The organism is Streptomyces sp. NPDC056480 (assembly GCF_042795405.1).
In the GTDB taxonomy this organism is placed as follows: domain Bacteria; phylum Actinomycetota; class Actinomycetes; order Streptomycetales; family Streptomycetaceae; genus Streptomyces.
On sequence record NZ_JBHTSA010000058.1, the window covers coordinates 35602 to 50676 of the forward strand.

Consider the following 15075-nt stretch of genomic DNA (forward strand, 5'->3'; position numbering starts at 1 on the left):
CGCGATGACGGCCTTACGCCGAAAGCTCCATGACCTCACGTCGCATCCGCCTTACTTGTAGATCGTCTCTTGCCAGCGGATGTCGACGCGGAATCCAGCCGTGAACCCTCCGGTGTACTGAGGTGCCGCATTGAAGGCCTCCTGCCACGTGCCGTGGCCGGGCACGAACGACTCGTTGTTGATATTGGTCCACGCCTTGTAGTTGACGGTGAGCGTGTTGCCCTTGCTCTTGGTGATGGTGTAGTCCACCACATAGGACCCCAGGACTCCCTGGGCCTCTCTGTCGTCCTGCCCGATGATCAGGCCCACGAAGTCGGAGCCGAACACGCCGGCGATCTGGGCCAGGGTCCGGTCCTTGCCGTCGTGGTGTCTGGTCGTGCTGTAGGTGTCCTTGCCGGACTTCTGGCCGGTCATCCGGAACTGGTCGGCGACCATCTGCCGGGTGTCCTTCATGCTCTCGCTCGCGATCAGCGACTGGGTCAGCTCGTCGTCACCGTCGTACGACACGTCGGGCACGGTGTTCCCGCCGAAGTCGCCCGCCATCACGTTCCCTCCCGGGTGGCCCGTCAGCACACTGCTGCCCAGGAGCCAGCGGAAGGCCACACTCCAGGGACCGCCGCTCTTGACCTTGCCGTCGCCCCCGTGCTGGGAGTTGACGAGCTCGCCCGACGGAATCGAGCATCTCGCCTGTGCCTCCATGAACATCTTCTGCAGCTTCTGCATCTCCGGGCTGGTCGGCCCGGTGAACTGCAGCTGCAGGGGGTCGGGGCCCATCAGCAACGGCGGCGGCGTCGCGACCAGCGGCGAGCCGGAGTTGCCGGTGAATCCCCCGGACGAGGTCCAGGACGTACCCGAGGTGCCGGTGCTGCTGGCGCCCCAGAGCGCCGGTGACACGAAGGCCTCGTTGATGATCACGGCGATGCTGCAGTCCACACCGGGCATGCAGGTGGAACTGGCCTGGCCGGTGGGGTCGCTGAAGGTCACCGGGTTGTTCTCGGCGTAGCCGTAGCCGTTGAGTGACTGGTGCTTCTCCGGTTCCAGCATCGGGTCCACGCTCATGAAGCGTCCCAGGACGGCGTCGTACTCGCGGGCGTCGACATGGGTGAGGCCGGTGGCCTTGTCCTGCGTCTTCCCCAGGAAACCGCGGTCGTCGACCCACGTACCGACGGCACCGGAGCGTTCCGCGCCGAAGACGGTCAGGTAGCGCTTGACGATCGCCTGGGTGTCGGCGGCGACCGCGAGGTTCGACGAGCCGTGACGGTCGGAGGTCAGGTAGGAGAGCTTGTTGGCCCCCGTCCGGTTGCTGCGGACGGCGACGGTGAGGTCCTGGCTGCCGTAGAAGCGCTGGGCCCAGAACGTGTTGCCGGACGTGAGGTGCAGCTCCGTGGCACCCGCGTAGAGCACCCGCTCGCCGTTCTTCTCGGTGCGGATGAGCAGGTTGCCGTCGGCGTCGTAGAGGTAGTCGGTGGCCTTCGCTCCCTCGGTCAGCCCGCTGAGCCTGCCCTCGGCGTTCCACGTGAGGATCTGCGCGCCGGTGGCACCGGGCCGGGACGTGGTGTTGCCGGAGGCGTCGTAGCCGTATGTGCGGCTGGGAGCCTCACAGTCGTCCTTGGTGCTCGTACCGGTCAGGGTGTGCGGCTGGGCCCCTTCGTAGCAGTAGGTCGTGGTGGTGTCTCCCCCGGTCCGGTGCTGTGTCTCGGAGGTGCGCTGGCCGGCGTTGTCGTAGGTGTAGCCGGTCCAGTACGGGGCGGGGCCGGAGAGACTGCCGGCCTGCGGGGCGCTGCCGCACGACTGGGACGCGGGCGTCCACGCCTCGACGAGGCGGCGGAAGCCGTCGTACGCGAAGCACTGCGTCTCGGCCTTGCCGGTGCCACCGAGGGTGGTCGGGTCCGCCACCGACGTCACGTTGCCGGCCTGGTCGTAGCTGTAGTTGAGGTCCTGCAGCATGTACGGGTGGGTCTGGTCCGTGACGTGGCTGCGGGTGAGCCGGCCGGTGCCCTCCTCGTACGTGTTGGTGACGTACATCTTCCGGTGCGCCTCGGTGTCGGCCGCGCCGAGGACGAGCTGCTGGGGCCGTCCGAGTGCCGAGTAGTCGGTGTTCAGCAGGTAACCCGTCGTGCCCACGATGGACTTGACGTCGCCGAGACCGTTGTAGCCGTACTCGACGACCTCGGAGGGCAGTCCGCCCAGGGCCGGTTCCACGGAGTTCTGACGGGTGCCGTCGATGTTGTAGTACCCGGAGAACGCGATGGACTGCGGGGCGCCCGCGACGACCAGGGGGTCGGAGGCGGGCAGGGTGATCCTGGTTCCGACCGGGCGGTCCAGCGTGTCGTAGGCCGTGACCTCCCGGCCGTATGCCAGGCCGTTCCTGCCGTTGACATAGCGGATGGACGCGGTCGGCTTGCCCTTCAGCACCGTGTCGTAGGTGTGCGCGGTGAGCTGGTTGGCGTCGGTCTTGGTGTTGGCCCAGGTGCCGGTGATGCGGCCGATCTGGTCGTAGGCGGTGATGACCGCCTGCTTGCGCTCATCGGTGATCCTGGTGACCTGGTCCAGGGCGTTGTACGCCGTGCGTGCCTCGCCCTTGTCCGGGTCCTCGGCGCTGGTGCGGCGCCCGAACAGGTCGTAGCCGTACGACCAGGCGCTGCCGTCGGGACCGGTGACGGAGGTCTCCTTGGCATCCAGGGTGTAGCTGGTCTTGACCTTGGTGTGGGAGGTGCCGAGGCCGCCGCCGTAGTCGGGGTCGACCGGGTTCGGGCCGGCATAGGTGCGGGTCTCGACCGTACGGCCTCGGGCGTCGACGATGACGCGCCGGGCCGTGCCGCCCGCGAGCGCCGTCGAGGCGGTCGAGTCACCGGTGTGGACGGTGGAGGTGGTCCACTTCTTCACACCGAAGAAGTAGACCGACCGCGAGGTCTCCCGGCCTGCGCCGTCGAAGACGATCTCCGTCTGGGTCGGGGACTCACCGTACTCGGCCCGGGTGTAGTCCGGGTTCGGCGTGGTCGAGGTGTCGAAGATGTCCGCGAACGTCTCGTAGGCGAGACCGCGGGAGTCGTAGCGGGTGTCGGTGAGGATGCGGCCGCCCTGCGGGGTCGGCGTCTGCGTCTGGAGCGGCCGCAGCAGGGCGTCGTAGATCGCGTAGCTGGTGTTGTAGGTCTCGCCGTCCTTCTTCAGGACCGAGGTGGAGACGGCCGACGGCTTGGAGTTGCTGAGCTGATAGGCGAACTTCTGGCTGGGGATCTGTCCGGCGGCACGGTTGCGGTGGGGCAGCCAGACATCGGTCAGCCGGCCGAGGGCGTCATAGGACGCCTCGGTCTTCCTCGAGTTGGCGTCATAGGTCCGCACGGGCTGGCTGCGCCGCGGGTCGAGGACGCTGGTCGTCTTGAAGCCCAGGGCGTTGGTGGTGACGGTCTGGGTCAGCGGGCCTGCGGCGGACGGGGTGTAGGCCGTCGTCGTGGTCTTGCCGTCGGCGTCGGCGACGCTGGTCGGACGCCCCAGGGTGTCGTAGGCAGTGGTGGACACGGTCTGCCAGGTCGGCAGGTCCGCGGTGCTGTACGCGGAGGCACGACCGGTCCAGGTGGCGAGCCCCTTGGTCGGCTTCTGAGCTTCCGACCGACCAGGTCACTCCGTCGTAGGCGACGGCCGTGTCCGACAGCACGTCCCCCCTGCTCTCTTCGTTGACCGGCAGGTCCAGAAGGGCGTCGAGGACGGCGCACTTCCTGCCGACCGCTCGGGTGCGGGAGGGCAGAGCCGTGATACCGGCCTCGGTGTTGCGGCCGTACCAGGTACGGGTGCAGGTCTCGTCGTCGGTGACGGCCGCGTCGCCGCCGTCCTCCACCTTGAACGGCATGCCGAAGGCGTCGTACTCGGTCGTGACGGTGCGGGACCGCCAGGTCTCCGGAACGGTCAGGTAGGTGTGGGTCGTGGTCGCTCGGGTACGGACGTACCGCGCGACGTGGTCGCCCGCACCGGGCACCTTCTGCCGTGCCGTCTCCGACGCCCAGGGTGCGTTGACGACGACGGCGACGGGCGTGCCGCCCTCATAGGTGATCTGCTGGCGCAACTGTCCGCCGAAGGCGCCGTCGTCGGCGAGCGAGGGGATCGACAGACCGGTGACCGGGACGGCGGAGAGGGTGACGGACTTGGTCGTCCCGTCCTTCTTCGGGTCGCCGTTCATGCCCTGCATGTACACGGAGACCGTCTTGGCGCGGCCCGGTACGCCGACGGCGCCCTTGGACACCGTCACCTGGCGGTAGCCGCGCCAGTCCGACCAGGTCCGCTCGTCCTCGGGGACGAACGGCGAGTCGTTGTAGTGCCAGGCCGCGCCCGTGTAGCTGTAGGCCTGTTCGACCGCCTCGTTCTGTCCGGCGGGGTCGGAGGTCATCACGGCGAGGACGCGGTACTTGTGGAACCAGTCCACCGACGCGTCCGCGGCGCCGTTGATGTTCCAGTACTGCGGATAGCAGCTACGGGTGTTGGTGTCCTCCGCCGCACCGAGGACCTCGCTGCGGACGCACTCGGGTGAGGAGAGGGCGACCGTCGTGATCGCGCCGGCCTCGGAGGTGATCGTGGAGATGCGGGGCCTTGTCAGGGGAAGGACGTCATCGGTGGCGTCCACCCGGTTCGGCCGCATGTGGTAGGTGAAGGAGATCGGGTCGAGGCCGATGGCCGTGCCGGCCTTCGCGGTGCGCTTGAGGGACTTCAGGGTGAGCACCTGGTCGGAGGTGTCGCCTATGTCTCCGCCGTCCAGGTACTCCTGGGTCAGCGCCCAGGAGTCCACCGCTTCGTAGGCCTTGCCCGCGGTCGACCAGGTGAAGGTGTCGATGTTCGTCAGGCGCTTGCGGGTGAAGAACGCGGGGGCGAGGGCCTGGCAGTCGTCGGCTCCCTCGGTGCAGAGGGCGTCGAAGGGCACGTCGGGCCAGCGGTCGGCCGTCGCCTTGGTCAGCGACCCGCAGTCCGAGGCGGTGCAGCGCTCGGCGTACGACAGGGTGAGCCTGGCGTCGGCGTCATCGGTGAACAGGGCGTCCTTGCGCAGGCCGTACTTGACCTCCGTGAGGTAGCCGCCCCGCGTGTACTCCGCGTCGGCCTTGGTCGCCTTGTTCTTCCGGTAGTGGTTCTTCTCGGCCGTGTACCAGTAGGTGGCGGCGTTGCCCCGGGTGTCCTCGACGTAGTCGAGGTTCCAGCGCCATGCCTGGGTCAGGGACCGGTCGGCGAAGGCGGAGCCTCCGGCGTAGCCCGGTTCGCCGGTGTCGTCGCCGAACACGGGCACGGTCCACACGGAGTTGGTGCGCTGGCCGGCCGCTCCGGCGAGCTTGTCGAGGCCGAAGACGTACTTCGATCCGTCGCCGGTGATCACGGTCCAGTACTCGCCGTTGTCGTCGCCGTTCTCCGCGCCGACGGAGCGGGTGACGACCGAGGCGTCGTCGCCCTGGAGACGCCATTCGCCCGAGGTGTCGTCCTTCACCAGGGTGGAGGACTTGCCGTTGAGCACGAGCCGGGCGTTGTCGTACTTCCAGCACTGGTCGAAGACGTCCGTCTGTCCGTCGTCGTCACAACTGCCGTACGAACGCTCCACGTAGGACTCGGTGAGACCGAAGCCCTCGCCGACGGACGTCCCCTGGTTGTTGGTCGTGGCGGTACGCCCGTCGACGCTCCCGGAGTCGTACGACAGCGAGATCTTCGGAGCGGGCCCGGCAGCCGCGAGCGGGAGCTTGAAGTCGTGCGACCAGGTGAACGTGCCGGAGCTGCTGCCGGCGGCCCAGGAGGACGACTCGGACAGCTCGGTGGCGGAGAAGTCACCGCTGCCGGAGGCCGACTCGCCCGCTCCGGCGGACGAGGCGGTGAGGGCCAGCACCGTGACGCCGGACGTGGCGGAGCTCTTGCGGGCTGCGAGCCCGTCCGGCGCCGCGGCGAGCGGCACCTGGGCGGAGACCGTTCCGGCGCGGGTGTCGTTGGTCGAACCGAGTGGCGTCTGGGTGCGGCAGGCGGCCTTCTCCGGGGTGGTCAGCGCGCAGGCGGGAAGCCGCACGAGACGCAGACGGCCCGCCCAGCCTCCGCCGAGCGCGGACGCGAAGTCCCCGTAGCCGACGCTGATGTCGGCGCGCCCCGCGGTCTCCGCGGCGGCGGTGAGAACCACACCCGTGATGCCGAGGCGCTCGGCCGTCTTCTGGTCCAGCAGGTTGACGTCGGCGGAGGTGCCCGCCGGGGCGGAGCCCTTCGCACCGGCCGCCGGTGCCAGGGACAGCGGCAGTCCTCCTGCGGCGGTCCTGACCCTGCCGGTCGTCAGCTCGACCTTGGCGGTGCCGGGTGCGGGCCAGGTCCCGGAGGTCTGCTCGGCCCGTGCACGTCGGGCCTGCTCCTCATTGGTCCTGCGGTCCTTCGCGACCTTGTCCCGGGCCTGCTTCGCCCCTGGTCCGTCGAGCGTCCTGACCTTGCTCGCCCGCGGTGCGGGCAGCTCGGGACGGCCGAGCCCGGTCGTGCCGGGGTCGGCCTGCGCCACCGATGCGGCACCCAGGGGAGCAAGGAGGGCCAGGACCAGCGAGTGGGCCAGGAACCGTCTGCGGCGCCGTGGCGCGCTGCGCGACGGCTGTCTTGTGGTGCTTGTGCCGAACAAGGTGCGTTCCGCCTCCATCCGTACTGAAGTGAGAATCCGACAGATCGTCACCGCCGCCCCGAGGCACCGGTGACGGAGAGGAGGAGCGCGCGGGCGAGCGAGGGCCCGGGGTGCGGCGGAGGTGTCACGCCGCCCCGGCGGCCCCCGCGCGAGGATCGTGTGCCGCCCTTCCCGGGCGAGGCATGGCTACTGCCAGGTCATGTTGTGGGTTCCGACGGCCGGAGCGGCGACCGCGGGCGCCTCGGCGACGACGGACCCGGCGCCCGCCGGAGCGGTGGCGACGGCGGAGCCGAGGAGGACGGCACCGAGGGCGAGGACGGCGACCGCGGCGGTCTCGGCGATGCGGGTGCGCAGCATGACGTGGTTCCTTCTTCCGAGTGGGCGATACGACTCCGGATCGCATCCCGCGGTGATGGCGAATCCGGTGCCCCGACCGGTCTCCCGGTCGGCACCTACTAGATTTCCCCCGGTTCGGGCGCGGGTGAAGGGCTTCCGCGTGGACGGAATCGGCCCTGGACGGTTTCGTCCAGGGCCGGACCGTCGCCGCCTACGGCGTCATAGAGAGGTGCGAGCAGGGGCACGTGCCCCTCGGCGAGTTCCCACCCCCGCAACTCGGGCCGGGTGGCCAGCATGCGGCGGCAGGCCGCCACCACCACCTCCTCGGCCTCCTCCAGACGGTCGGCGAGCACGAACACGCCGAGCACGGGGTGGGCGAGCGTCGAGGCATGGACGGTGACGTGCTCGATATCACCGGAATCGGCCGCGTCCGCCACCCATATGCCGATCCCCTCCGGAATGTGGGCACCTGCGGGAGAACGCATGTGGGCGTGAACCAGATACATACGCCCAGGGTTCCAAATCCGGTACCCCAGCGGACCGTTCACGGCAGGGACGGTTTGGGCCACGGCCGAAACCGTCCCCGGGCCTGGAGGCGATGCCTTCCTGCCTGGCCATGGCGCATATTCACCTGGCATGATTCGCGATCGTCGATTCCACATCGAAGGCGTTCCGGGGGGGATGTTCAGAGATGCTTACCGAACTCGGGCTGGACGGCACGGCGGAGGCCGTGTACCGGACCATGCTCGCCCACCCCCGGCACGGGGTGCATGCCATCGCGGGGCTGCTGGACCTCACCGAGGCCGAGGTCCGTCGCGCCCTGGACACGCTCAGCGAACTGACGCTCGTCCGCCCGTCGTACGAGTCCCGGGACCGGATGCGAGCCGTGCCCCCCGCTCTGGGCATGGAAGTCCTGATGGCCCGCCAACAGGCCGAGCTCGCCGCACGGCAACAGCGCCTGGAGGACTCGCGTGCCGCAGCCGCCCGCCTCATCGCCGACTACGCGGCCCTGACGCCCACGATCAGTGGCCCGGGAGTCGAGCAGCTCATGGGCCTGGACCAGATCCGCGACCGGCTCACCGCCCTGACCCGGGACGTACGTGACGAGGTACTGGGCCTCAACACCGACGGAGCCCAGACCGCCGAGGCCATGGAGGCGTCCCGCCCCCTGGACCAGGACCTCCTCGACCGCGGCGTGCGGATGCGGACCGTCTATCTCGACAGCGTCCGCAACGACGAACCGACGCTCGGGTACGCGGACTGGCTGACCGATGCCGGGGGCCAGGTCCGTACCGCTCCGACGCTGCCGACCCGGATGATCGTGGTCGACCGCAAGACCGCGGTCATCCCGCTCACCAGCCATGACACGGCGATGGGCGCCGTGTGTCTGACGAGCGACGGCATCGTCACGGCCCTCTGCGCGCTCTTCGAGACCATCTGGGCCTCCGCCCGGCCCCTCGGGTCCGGCTCCGCCCAGGACGAGCACGGTCTCACCGGTCAGCAGAGCACGGCTCTGCAGCTCCTTGCCGCCGGACACACGGACGACGCCATAGCCAAGCGTCTCGGCGTCTCCTCCCGCACGTCCCGGCGGATCGCCACCGACCTCATGGACCGGCTCGGCGCGCGCAGCCGCTTCGAGGCAGGCGCCCGCGCGGTCCAGCGGGGCTGGCTGCCGAGGTCCGTGTAGCGGCCGGAAGGCCGCGTCACGGGCAAGAGTGCAGGCCAATCCCCAGCGAGCGGCGGTGCCTTCGCCCTCGTACGAGGATCGGCGGCGACTCCGGAGCCAAGGCCGATCTGGTCGCCAGGTCCCGGCCACGCCCGATCCGCCCGAAGGGCGACCCGTTCGTCCCGTCGCCGTCATCCCGGGCAGCTCGGTCGTACAACCTTTCGACATCCTCGTGGGTCTCGCGGGTGTGACGGAACCTCCGTCACACCCGCATCTCCTTTCACCGGACCCGTCCACGAGGACCACGCCATGCCCCTCCCCCTCCGTCCGACCCGTCCGACCCGTCGCGCGCTCGCCGTCGCGGCCGGAACGGTGCTCGCCGTCACCGCCGGCGTCGCCCTGACGCCGCCGGCCGTCGCCGCCCCGACCACCGTCTCCGCCCCGGCCGCCGCCGACGCGACCGGGCAGCTCCTGCCGCTGCGGGGCATCCTCGCGGGGACGGGGACGAGCGGTTACCTGACCCGCGAGGACCTGGGACGCGAGGGCGTCCACTTCCGCTGGGTCCGCTACTCCGACGGTGCGGCGACCCTGATACCCAACGACTACACCGTCCGGCACCTCAACGGCTCGGACAGCGTCGTCTCCGAGGACCGCGTCAGCGCGACGATCCGGGACATGACGACGGGCGCGGTCGTCCGGACCGTCCCCAACTCCGCGCTGTACCAGGAGTCCGTCCTGGGTGCCGTCGGCTCCACCCTCCTGTCCCTCTCCACGGACGGGACCACAGGATTCCAGAAGCTGCACGTGTACCGCCCCGACGCGACCACCCTCGCGACCGGCCTGCCTTCCGACGCGACGAGAGTCGCTGTCGGTACGGTCAAGGGCGGCACCGTCGCCGTCGGCTACGAGGTCGGCCGCGTGCGGTACAACGCCGTGCTCGACCTCGCGACGAGCACGGTCAGCAGCGCCGAACGCTCCTCGTTCCCGCTCAACGCCTGGGCCGGCGACCAGTCGGAGACCACCCGCGCCTGGCAGGCGAACAACCACACGCCCCTCGTCATCGAGGACCTGAAGAGCGGCGCCCGGTCCTCCGTCGACCTCGGGAACACCTACCGCCCGGTGGTCCGCGCCCTCGGCGACTGGGTGCTCTTCGCCGACGCCCGGACCTTCTACGAGCCGTCCCCGGTCCAGTCGCTCCGCGGCCGGACCGTGGCCGGCGAAGAGGTCCGCCTCCTCGACACCGTCACGAAGGCCGTCGACGAGCCCGACGGCTCGCTCCTCGTCCAGGGCGGCACCCTGGCCGACGGCCAGGGCCTCTACCGGATCCGCATCGGCGCCGACGGCAGGCCGGAGGCGACCCGGATCGCCTCCAACGACAAGCCGGTGAAGCTCACCATCGGCCCCTCGAAGATCCCGGCGGTGCTCGACCTCGACAAGCACCGCACCGGCGTGAACCTCGACTGGCCGCTGTCCCGGCTCAACGCCGAGGTCACCGTCACCCTCCGCCACCAGCGCACCGGCACGGCGCGCACCACGGTCATCCACCCGTCGAGCAACGACTACGTCGCCGAGAACCTGCTCCGCTTCGCCTGGGACGGCACCCTCGACGGCGGCGGGCGCGCCTTCAACGGCGCCTACGACTGGCAGGTGACCGCCACCCCGCAGGACCGGCTCGGCCCGGCGGCCACGGCCTCCGGCTCGTTCACCGTCGTTCGCAAGGCGAACGCGAGCGACCTGACGGACAACGGCTCCCCGGACCTGATCGTCCGGAACAACGGCAACCTCGACCGCCTGGACCTCACCCACTCCTCGGCGATGCCGGGCTTCGGTACCGTCCGCACCGAGATCGGCTACGCCTGGTCCATCTACGACCGCGTCGAGACCACCCGGAACATCGCCGGCTCGGCGCTGCCCGACCTCGTCGCCCGCGACAAGAAGGGCGACCTCTGGCTCTACCAGGGCAACAACGAGGGCGGGTACGACGGCCGCAGCCGGATCGGCGGCGGCTGGCAGGTCTACGACCAGATCGCGGCCGGCTCCGACCTGAACCGCGACGGGCGCCCCGACCTCGTCGCCACCGACAAGGCCGGCGCCCTCTGGCTCTACAAGGGCACCGGTGTCGCCAAGGCCCCCTTCGCCTCCCGCACGAGGATCGGGCACGGCTGGAACGCCTATGACCGCATCGCCGCGACCGGGAACATCGGCGGCGACCCGTCCGGCGACCTCGTCGCCCGCGACCGGTCCGGTGTCCTCTGGCTCTACCTGGGCAGGGGAGACGGCACCTTCGCGGCCCGGACGAAGATCGGCGGCGGCTGGAACGCCTACACCGACGTCACCTCGGTGGCGGACGCGAACGGCAACGGCGTCGACGACCTCGTCGGCATCAACGGCCTCGGCGACGCCAGGCTCTACCTCGGCACGGGCTACTGGACCGCGCCGTACACCCGTCCGCAGGAGCTCCGCGGCGGGGACTACGACGACACCCTGCTGGGCTGACCGTCCCGGCGCCGGCACGGCCCCCGGGCCGTCCCGGCGCCGGCTCCTCCGCCCCGAGCCGGATGCCCCGGCCGTACGACTCGACGAGCCGGAGACGGAATGTGCGGCGTGTCACACGCGGGATCCGCAGGATCGCCATGGGACCATCGATGTGGTTCCGCCTCGACGCTCCGGCCACCACCGCGGGTCACCACGGCACGGACGGGGCGAGGCAGGCCGGTGACATCCGTTTCGCCGCACCGATGCGAGGCGACCGCCACCCGCGGAACCACCCCTTCGGGGGCGTTGTCGCAGGTCAGAACGTTTTTCTATGGTGGGGCGGGTGGGACTCGAACCCACGGCCGACGGATTATGAGTCCGCTGCTCTAACCGGCTGAGCTACCGCCCCGAACGGTGAGGCGCGTACATGTGTGCGCGCCGTCTGCCGCAGCATAGCCGCTCATACGATCTCCTGCTCCGGAAGATCGGCTCTGCTCGACCATGAAGACCGCACCGCGCTCCGCATGGTTCCCCGAGACGCGAAAAAGGACCCCTAAGGGTCCTTTTCCGTTCCGCTCCCCCGACTGGACTCGAACCAGTAACCCTCCGGTTAACAGCCGAATGCTCTGCCAATTGAGCTACAGGGGATCGCGCTCCCCCGACTGGACTCGAACCAGTAACCTGCCGGTTAACAGCCGGCTGCTCTGCCAATTGAGCTACAGGGGATTGCTGCGTTGCACCGAACGTACCCACTCCGGATGCTCCGGGCGGGCGGTTGCTCGCTGCGACACATACATTAGCGCAAGCAGGGGGGTGCTCCGCCAATCGGTATCGCCGGGGGCACCGCCCGGGCACCGGCGACGCATCCCCGACACGTCGGAGACGCGTCGGGCAGGCATCAGGGAACCTCTCCAGGGAAGGTGGTGGCCATGCGATACAAGCTGACGTTCGTCGTAGGACTCGCCCTCGGTTACGTGGTCGGCACGCGGGCCGGACGCGAGCGCTACGAGCAGATGAAGAAGTCCGCCAAGGAGTTCGCGCAGAACCCGGCCGTGCGCAACGCCGCCGAGTCAGCCGCCCAGACCGGACGGCAGGTCGCGGGCAAGGCCGCGCACGTCGTGGGCGACAAGGTGGGCGACAGGCTGCCGGCCTCGGTGACCGACCGGTTCCACTCGCTGTCCGGGCGCGGCGGGGCCAACGGGAAGGTCGAGGACGACGACTGGGGCACCACCAACACCTGAACCGCCCCGCGTGCGGCAGAATCAAGTGTCATGGGGATAGTCGCCGGACTCGACAGCTCAGCGGAGTTCACACGCATCGTCGTCTGTGACACGGACACGGGTGCCGTACTGCGGCAGGGTTACGCCCCTCACCCGGGCGAACCCAAGGCCGTCGACGTCGACCCGCAGACCTGGCTGCTCTCGCTCGGGGAGGCCGCCACCGGCGGGCTCCTGGAGGGCGTGCAGGCCATCGGCGTGTCCGCACAGCAGCACGGACTCGTACCGCTCGACGCGCAGGGCGGCCTGGTGCGGCCCGCGCTCGTCCGCAACGACAAGCGGGCCCAGATCGCCGCCGCCGACCTCGTCGAGTCGCTCGGCGGCCGGCAGGCCTGGGCCGAGGCCGTCGGCTCCGTGCCCGGCGCCGGGCAGCCGGTGGCCAAGCTGCGCTGGCTGGCCCGTACCGAGCCCGAGCACGCCCGGCGGGTCGCGATGGTCCTCCAGCCGCACGACTGGCTGGTCTGGCAGCTCCTCGGCCGGCCCGCCCGGCGCACCACCGATCGCGGCGCCGCCTCCGGCACCGGCTACTGGTCGGCCCGCACCGGCACGTACCGCCCCGACCTCGTCGAGCTGGCCCTCGGCCACCAGGCGGTGCTGCCCGAGGTCCTCGGCCCGGCCGACGCGGCCGGCACCACGCCCGAGGGGCTCCTCATCTCCGCCGGCACGGGCGAGACGATGGCCGCCGCGCTGGGCCTGGGGCTCGGCCCCGGGGACGCGGTGGTCTCGCTCGGCGCCTCCGGCTCCGTGATGGCCGTCCACCACGAGGCCCTCGCCGACCCCAGCGGCATGATCACCTCCTTCGCCGACGCCACCGGCATGCACCTGCCCGTCGTCCACACCTCGAACGCCGTGCGCGCGCTGCGCGGCACCGCCGAGATGCTGGGCGTCGACTCCCTCGAAGAGCTGTCCGCGCTGGCCCTGAAGTCGACGCCCGGCGCCTCCGGGCTCGTCCTGCTGCCCTATCTGGAGGGCGAGCGGACCCCGAACCTGCCGCACACCGCGGGCACGCTCAGCGGACTGCGGCGCGAGTCGATGAAGCCCGAGCACCTGGCGCGGGCGTCGTTCGAGGGCATGCTCTGCGCGCTCACCGACGCCATGGACGTGCTGCGCGGCCGCGGTGTCGAGGTGCGCCGGGTATTCCTGCTCGGCGCCGCGGCCGCGCTTCCGGCGGTGCAGGCGCTCGCGCCCGCGCTGTTCGGCGCGCAGGTCGTCGTCCCCCAGCCCGCCGACTACGCGGCGCTCGGCGCGGCCCGGCAGGCCGCCTGGGCCCTCGGGGTGGCGCGGGGCACGCTGTCGCCGTCCACTCCCCCGGCCTGGCAGGGCGCGGCAGCACAGATCCTGGAGCCGGGCGAGGACCTGGCCGCGGGACGGGCGGTGCGGCAGCAGTACGTGGCGACGCGGGACCAGCTCCACCCGGGCGCCTTCGGTTCGTAGCGTCACCGGGGGATCGCACCCCGTCCGTCACGTCCCCCGGGGCCCGAATCCCCGTTCGTAAAGTCTTTCCCAGGGCTCGCCCCGCACCCCGAAACGGAGTCGTAACGCCCCGGGCGTGCGGGCGATAGTGGAGCCGTGCTCATAAGACTTCTCCGAACCCACCTCCGGCCCTATCGAAAACCCATCGCCCTGCTCGTGCTGCTGCAGTTCCTGCAGACCTGCGCGAGCCTCTACCTGCCGACACTGAACGCGGACATCATCGACAACGGTGTCGTCGAGGGGGACACCGGATACATCCTGCGTTTCGGCGCCCTGATGGTCGGCGTCTCCGTCGTCCAGGTCGTCTGCAACATCGGAGCCGTGTTCTACGGTGCCCGCACCGCGTCCGCCCTGGGCCGGGACGTGCGTGCCGCGGTCTTCGACCGGGTGCAGTCGTTCTCCGCCCGGGAGCTGGGGCAGTTCGGCGCACCCTCGCTGATCACCCGTACGACCAATGACGTGCAGCAGATCCAGATGCTGGTCCTGATGGCGTTCACCCTGATGGTCTCGGCGCCCATCATGTGCGTCGGCGGCATCGTGATGGCCCTCGGCCAGGACGTGCCGCTCTCGGCCGTGCTGCTCGCCGTGGTGCCGATCCTCGCCGTCTCGGTCTCCCTAATCGTGCGGAAGATGCGGCCGCTCTTCCGGACGATGCAGGAGCGTCTCGACACGGTGAACCGGGTGCTGCGCGAGCAGATCACCGGCAACCGCGTGATCCGGGCGTTCGTGAAGGACGACTACGAGGAGGAGCGGTTCCGCGGCGCCAACGCGGAGCTGACCGATGTCTCGATGGCGACCGGCCGGCTGATGGCCCTGATGTTCCCGGTGGTCATGACCGTCGTGAACATCTCCAGCGTGGCGGTCGTCTGGTTCGGTGCGCACCGCATCGACAGCGGCGGGATGCAGATCGGCGCGCTGACCGCGTTCCTCGCCTATCTGATGCAGATCGTGATGGCGGTCATGATGGCCACCTTCATGTTCATGATGGTGCCGCGGGCCGAGGTCTGTGCCGAGCGCGTCGAGGAGGTCCTCGCGACCGAGTCCAGCGTGGTGCCGCCGGCGAACCCGGTGACCGAGCTCGGCCGGCGGGGTCATCTGGAGGTCCGTGGTGCGGACTTCCGGTACCCGGGTGCGGAGGAGTCCGTCCTCAGGGACGTCGGGCTCGAAGCCCGGCCGGGCGAGACGACCGCGATCATCGGCTCCACCGGCAGCGGCAAGTCGACCCTCCTCGGACTCGT

General features: G+C 70.4%; 7 protein-coding genes, 3 tRNA genes and 1 pseudogene. 5 read left to right on the forward strand and 6 right to left on the reverse strand.

Annotated elements, in window-relative coordinates:
* Window positions 1–51: 51 nt before the first annotated feature.
* From ACFQ79_RS24095 to ACFQ79_RS24105, 3 genes and pseudogenes are all read right to left on the reverse strand, one after another.
* Window positions 52–6628: pseudogene (locus tag ACFQ79_RS24095) on the reverse strand (RHS repeat-associated core domain-containing protein).
* A 168-nt stretch (window positions 6629–6796) separates the two neighbouring features.
* Window positions 6797–6967, reverse strand: a complete 171-nt coding sequence (locus ACFQ79_RS24100) for a hypothetical protein (protein WP_383586758.1) — start codon at window positions 6965–6967, stop codon at window positions 6797–6799.
* Window positions 6968–7065: 98 nt separating this feature from the next.
* Complete coding sequence (locus ACFQ79_RS24105; RefSeq protein ID WP_383586760.1) at window positions 7066–7452, reverse strand: hypothetical protein; 387 nt, start codon at window positions 7450–7452, stop codon at window positions 7066–7068.
* A 185-nt stretch (window positions 7453–7637) separates the two neighbouring features.
* Here ACFQ79_RS24105 and ACFQ79_RS24110 point away from each other — a divergent pair, with 185 nt between their 5' ends.
* Both ACFQ79_RS24110 and ACFQ79_RS24115 read left to right on the forward strand, forming a co-directional pair.
* Window positions 7638–8633 carry a LuxR C-terminal-related transcriptional regulator gene (locus ACFQ79_RS24110; protein WP_383586762.1) on the forward strand — a complete coding sequence of 332 codons (996 nt, stop codon included), beginning with the start codon at window positions 7638–7640 and terminating at the stop codon, window positions 8631–8633.
* A gap of 288 nt (window positions 8634–8921) precedes the next feature.
* Window positions 8922–11108, forward strand: coding sequence for an FG-GAP repeat domain-containing protein (locus ACFQ79_RS24115; protein WP_383586764.1), 2187 nt, complete (start codon window positions 8922–8924; stop codon window positions 11106–11108).
* 311 nt (window positions 11109–11419) lie between these two features.
* Here the strand turns inward: ACFQ79_RS24115 and ACFQ79_RS24120 are convergent.
* The 3 genes from ACFQ79_RS24120 to ACFQ79_RS24130 form a co-directional block, all read right to left on the reverse strand.
* Window positions 11420–11496: transfer RNA gene (locus ACFQ79_RS24120), tRNA-Ile, on the reverse strand.
* Window positions 11497–11662: 166 nt separating this feature from the next.
* Window positions 11663–11735 (reverse strand) — tRNA-Asn (locus ACFQ79_RS24125).
* A 5-nt stretch (window positions 11736–11740) separates the two neighbouring features.
* A tRNA-Asn gene (locus tag ACFQ79_RS24130) sits at window positions 11741–11813 on the reverse strand.
* 203 nt (window positions 11814–12016) lie between these two features.
* Here ACFQ79_RS24130 and ACFQ79_RS24135 point away from each other — a divergent pair.
* The 3 genes from ACFQ79_RS24135 to ACFQ79_RS24145 form a co-directional block, all read left to right on the forward strand.
* Window positions 12017–12328, forward strand: coding sequence for a YtxH domain-containing protein (locus tag ACFQ79_RS24135; protein WP_383586766.1), 312 nt, complete (start codon window positions 12017–12019; stop codon window positions 12326–12328).
* A gap of 30 nt (window positions 12329–12358) precedes the next feature.
* Window positions 12359–13798 (forward strand): FGGY family carbohydrate kinase, encoded by a 1440-nt coding sequence (locus ACFQ79_RS24140; protein WP_383586767.1) that lies wholly within the window; start codon window positions 12359–12361, stop codon window positions 13796–13798.
* A 135-nt stretch (window positions 13799–13933) separates the two neighbouring features.
* On the forward strand, window positions 13934–15075 hold a 1142-nt coding region (locus tag ACFQ79_RS24145), incomplete at its 3' end, for an ABC transporter ATP-binding protein (protein WP_383586769.1).

Coding starts and splice junctions, on each gene's coding strand:
- ACFQ79_RS24100 (WP_383586758.1), bottom strand. CDS start 6,967: ATGCTGCGCACCCGCATCGCCGAGACCGCCGCGGTCGCCGTCCTCGCC.
- ACFQ79_RS24105 (WP_383586760.1), bottom strand. CDS start 7,452: ATGTATCTGGTTCACGCCCACATGCGTTCTCCCGCAGGTGCCCACATT.
- ACFQ79_RS24110 (WP_383586762.1), top strand. CDS start 7,638: ATGCTTACCGAACTCGGGCTGGACGGCACGGCGGAGGCCGTGTACCGG.
- ACFQ79_RS24115 (WP_383586764.1), top strand. CDS start 8,922: ATGCCCCTCCCCCTCCGTCCGACCCGTCCGACCCGTCGCGCGCTCGCC.
- ACFQ79_RS24135 (WP_383586766.1), top strand. CDS start 12,017: ATGCGATACAAGCTGACGTTCGTCGTAGGACTCGCCCTCGGTTACGTG.
- ACFQ79_RS24140 (WP_383586767.1), top strand. CDS start 12,359: ATGGGGATAGTCGCCGGACTCGACAGCTCAGCGGAGTTCACACGCATC.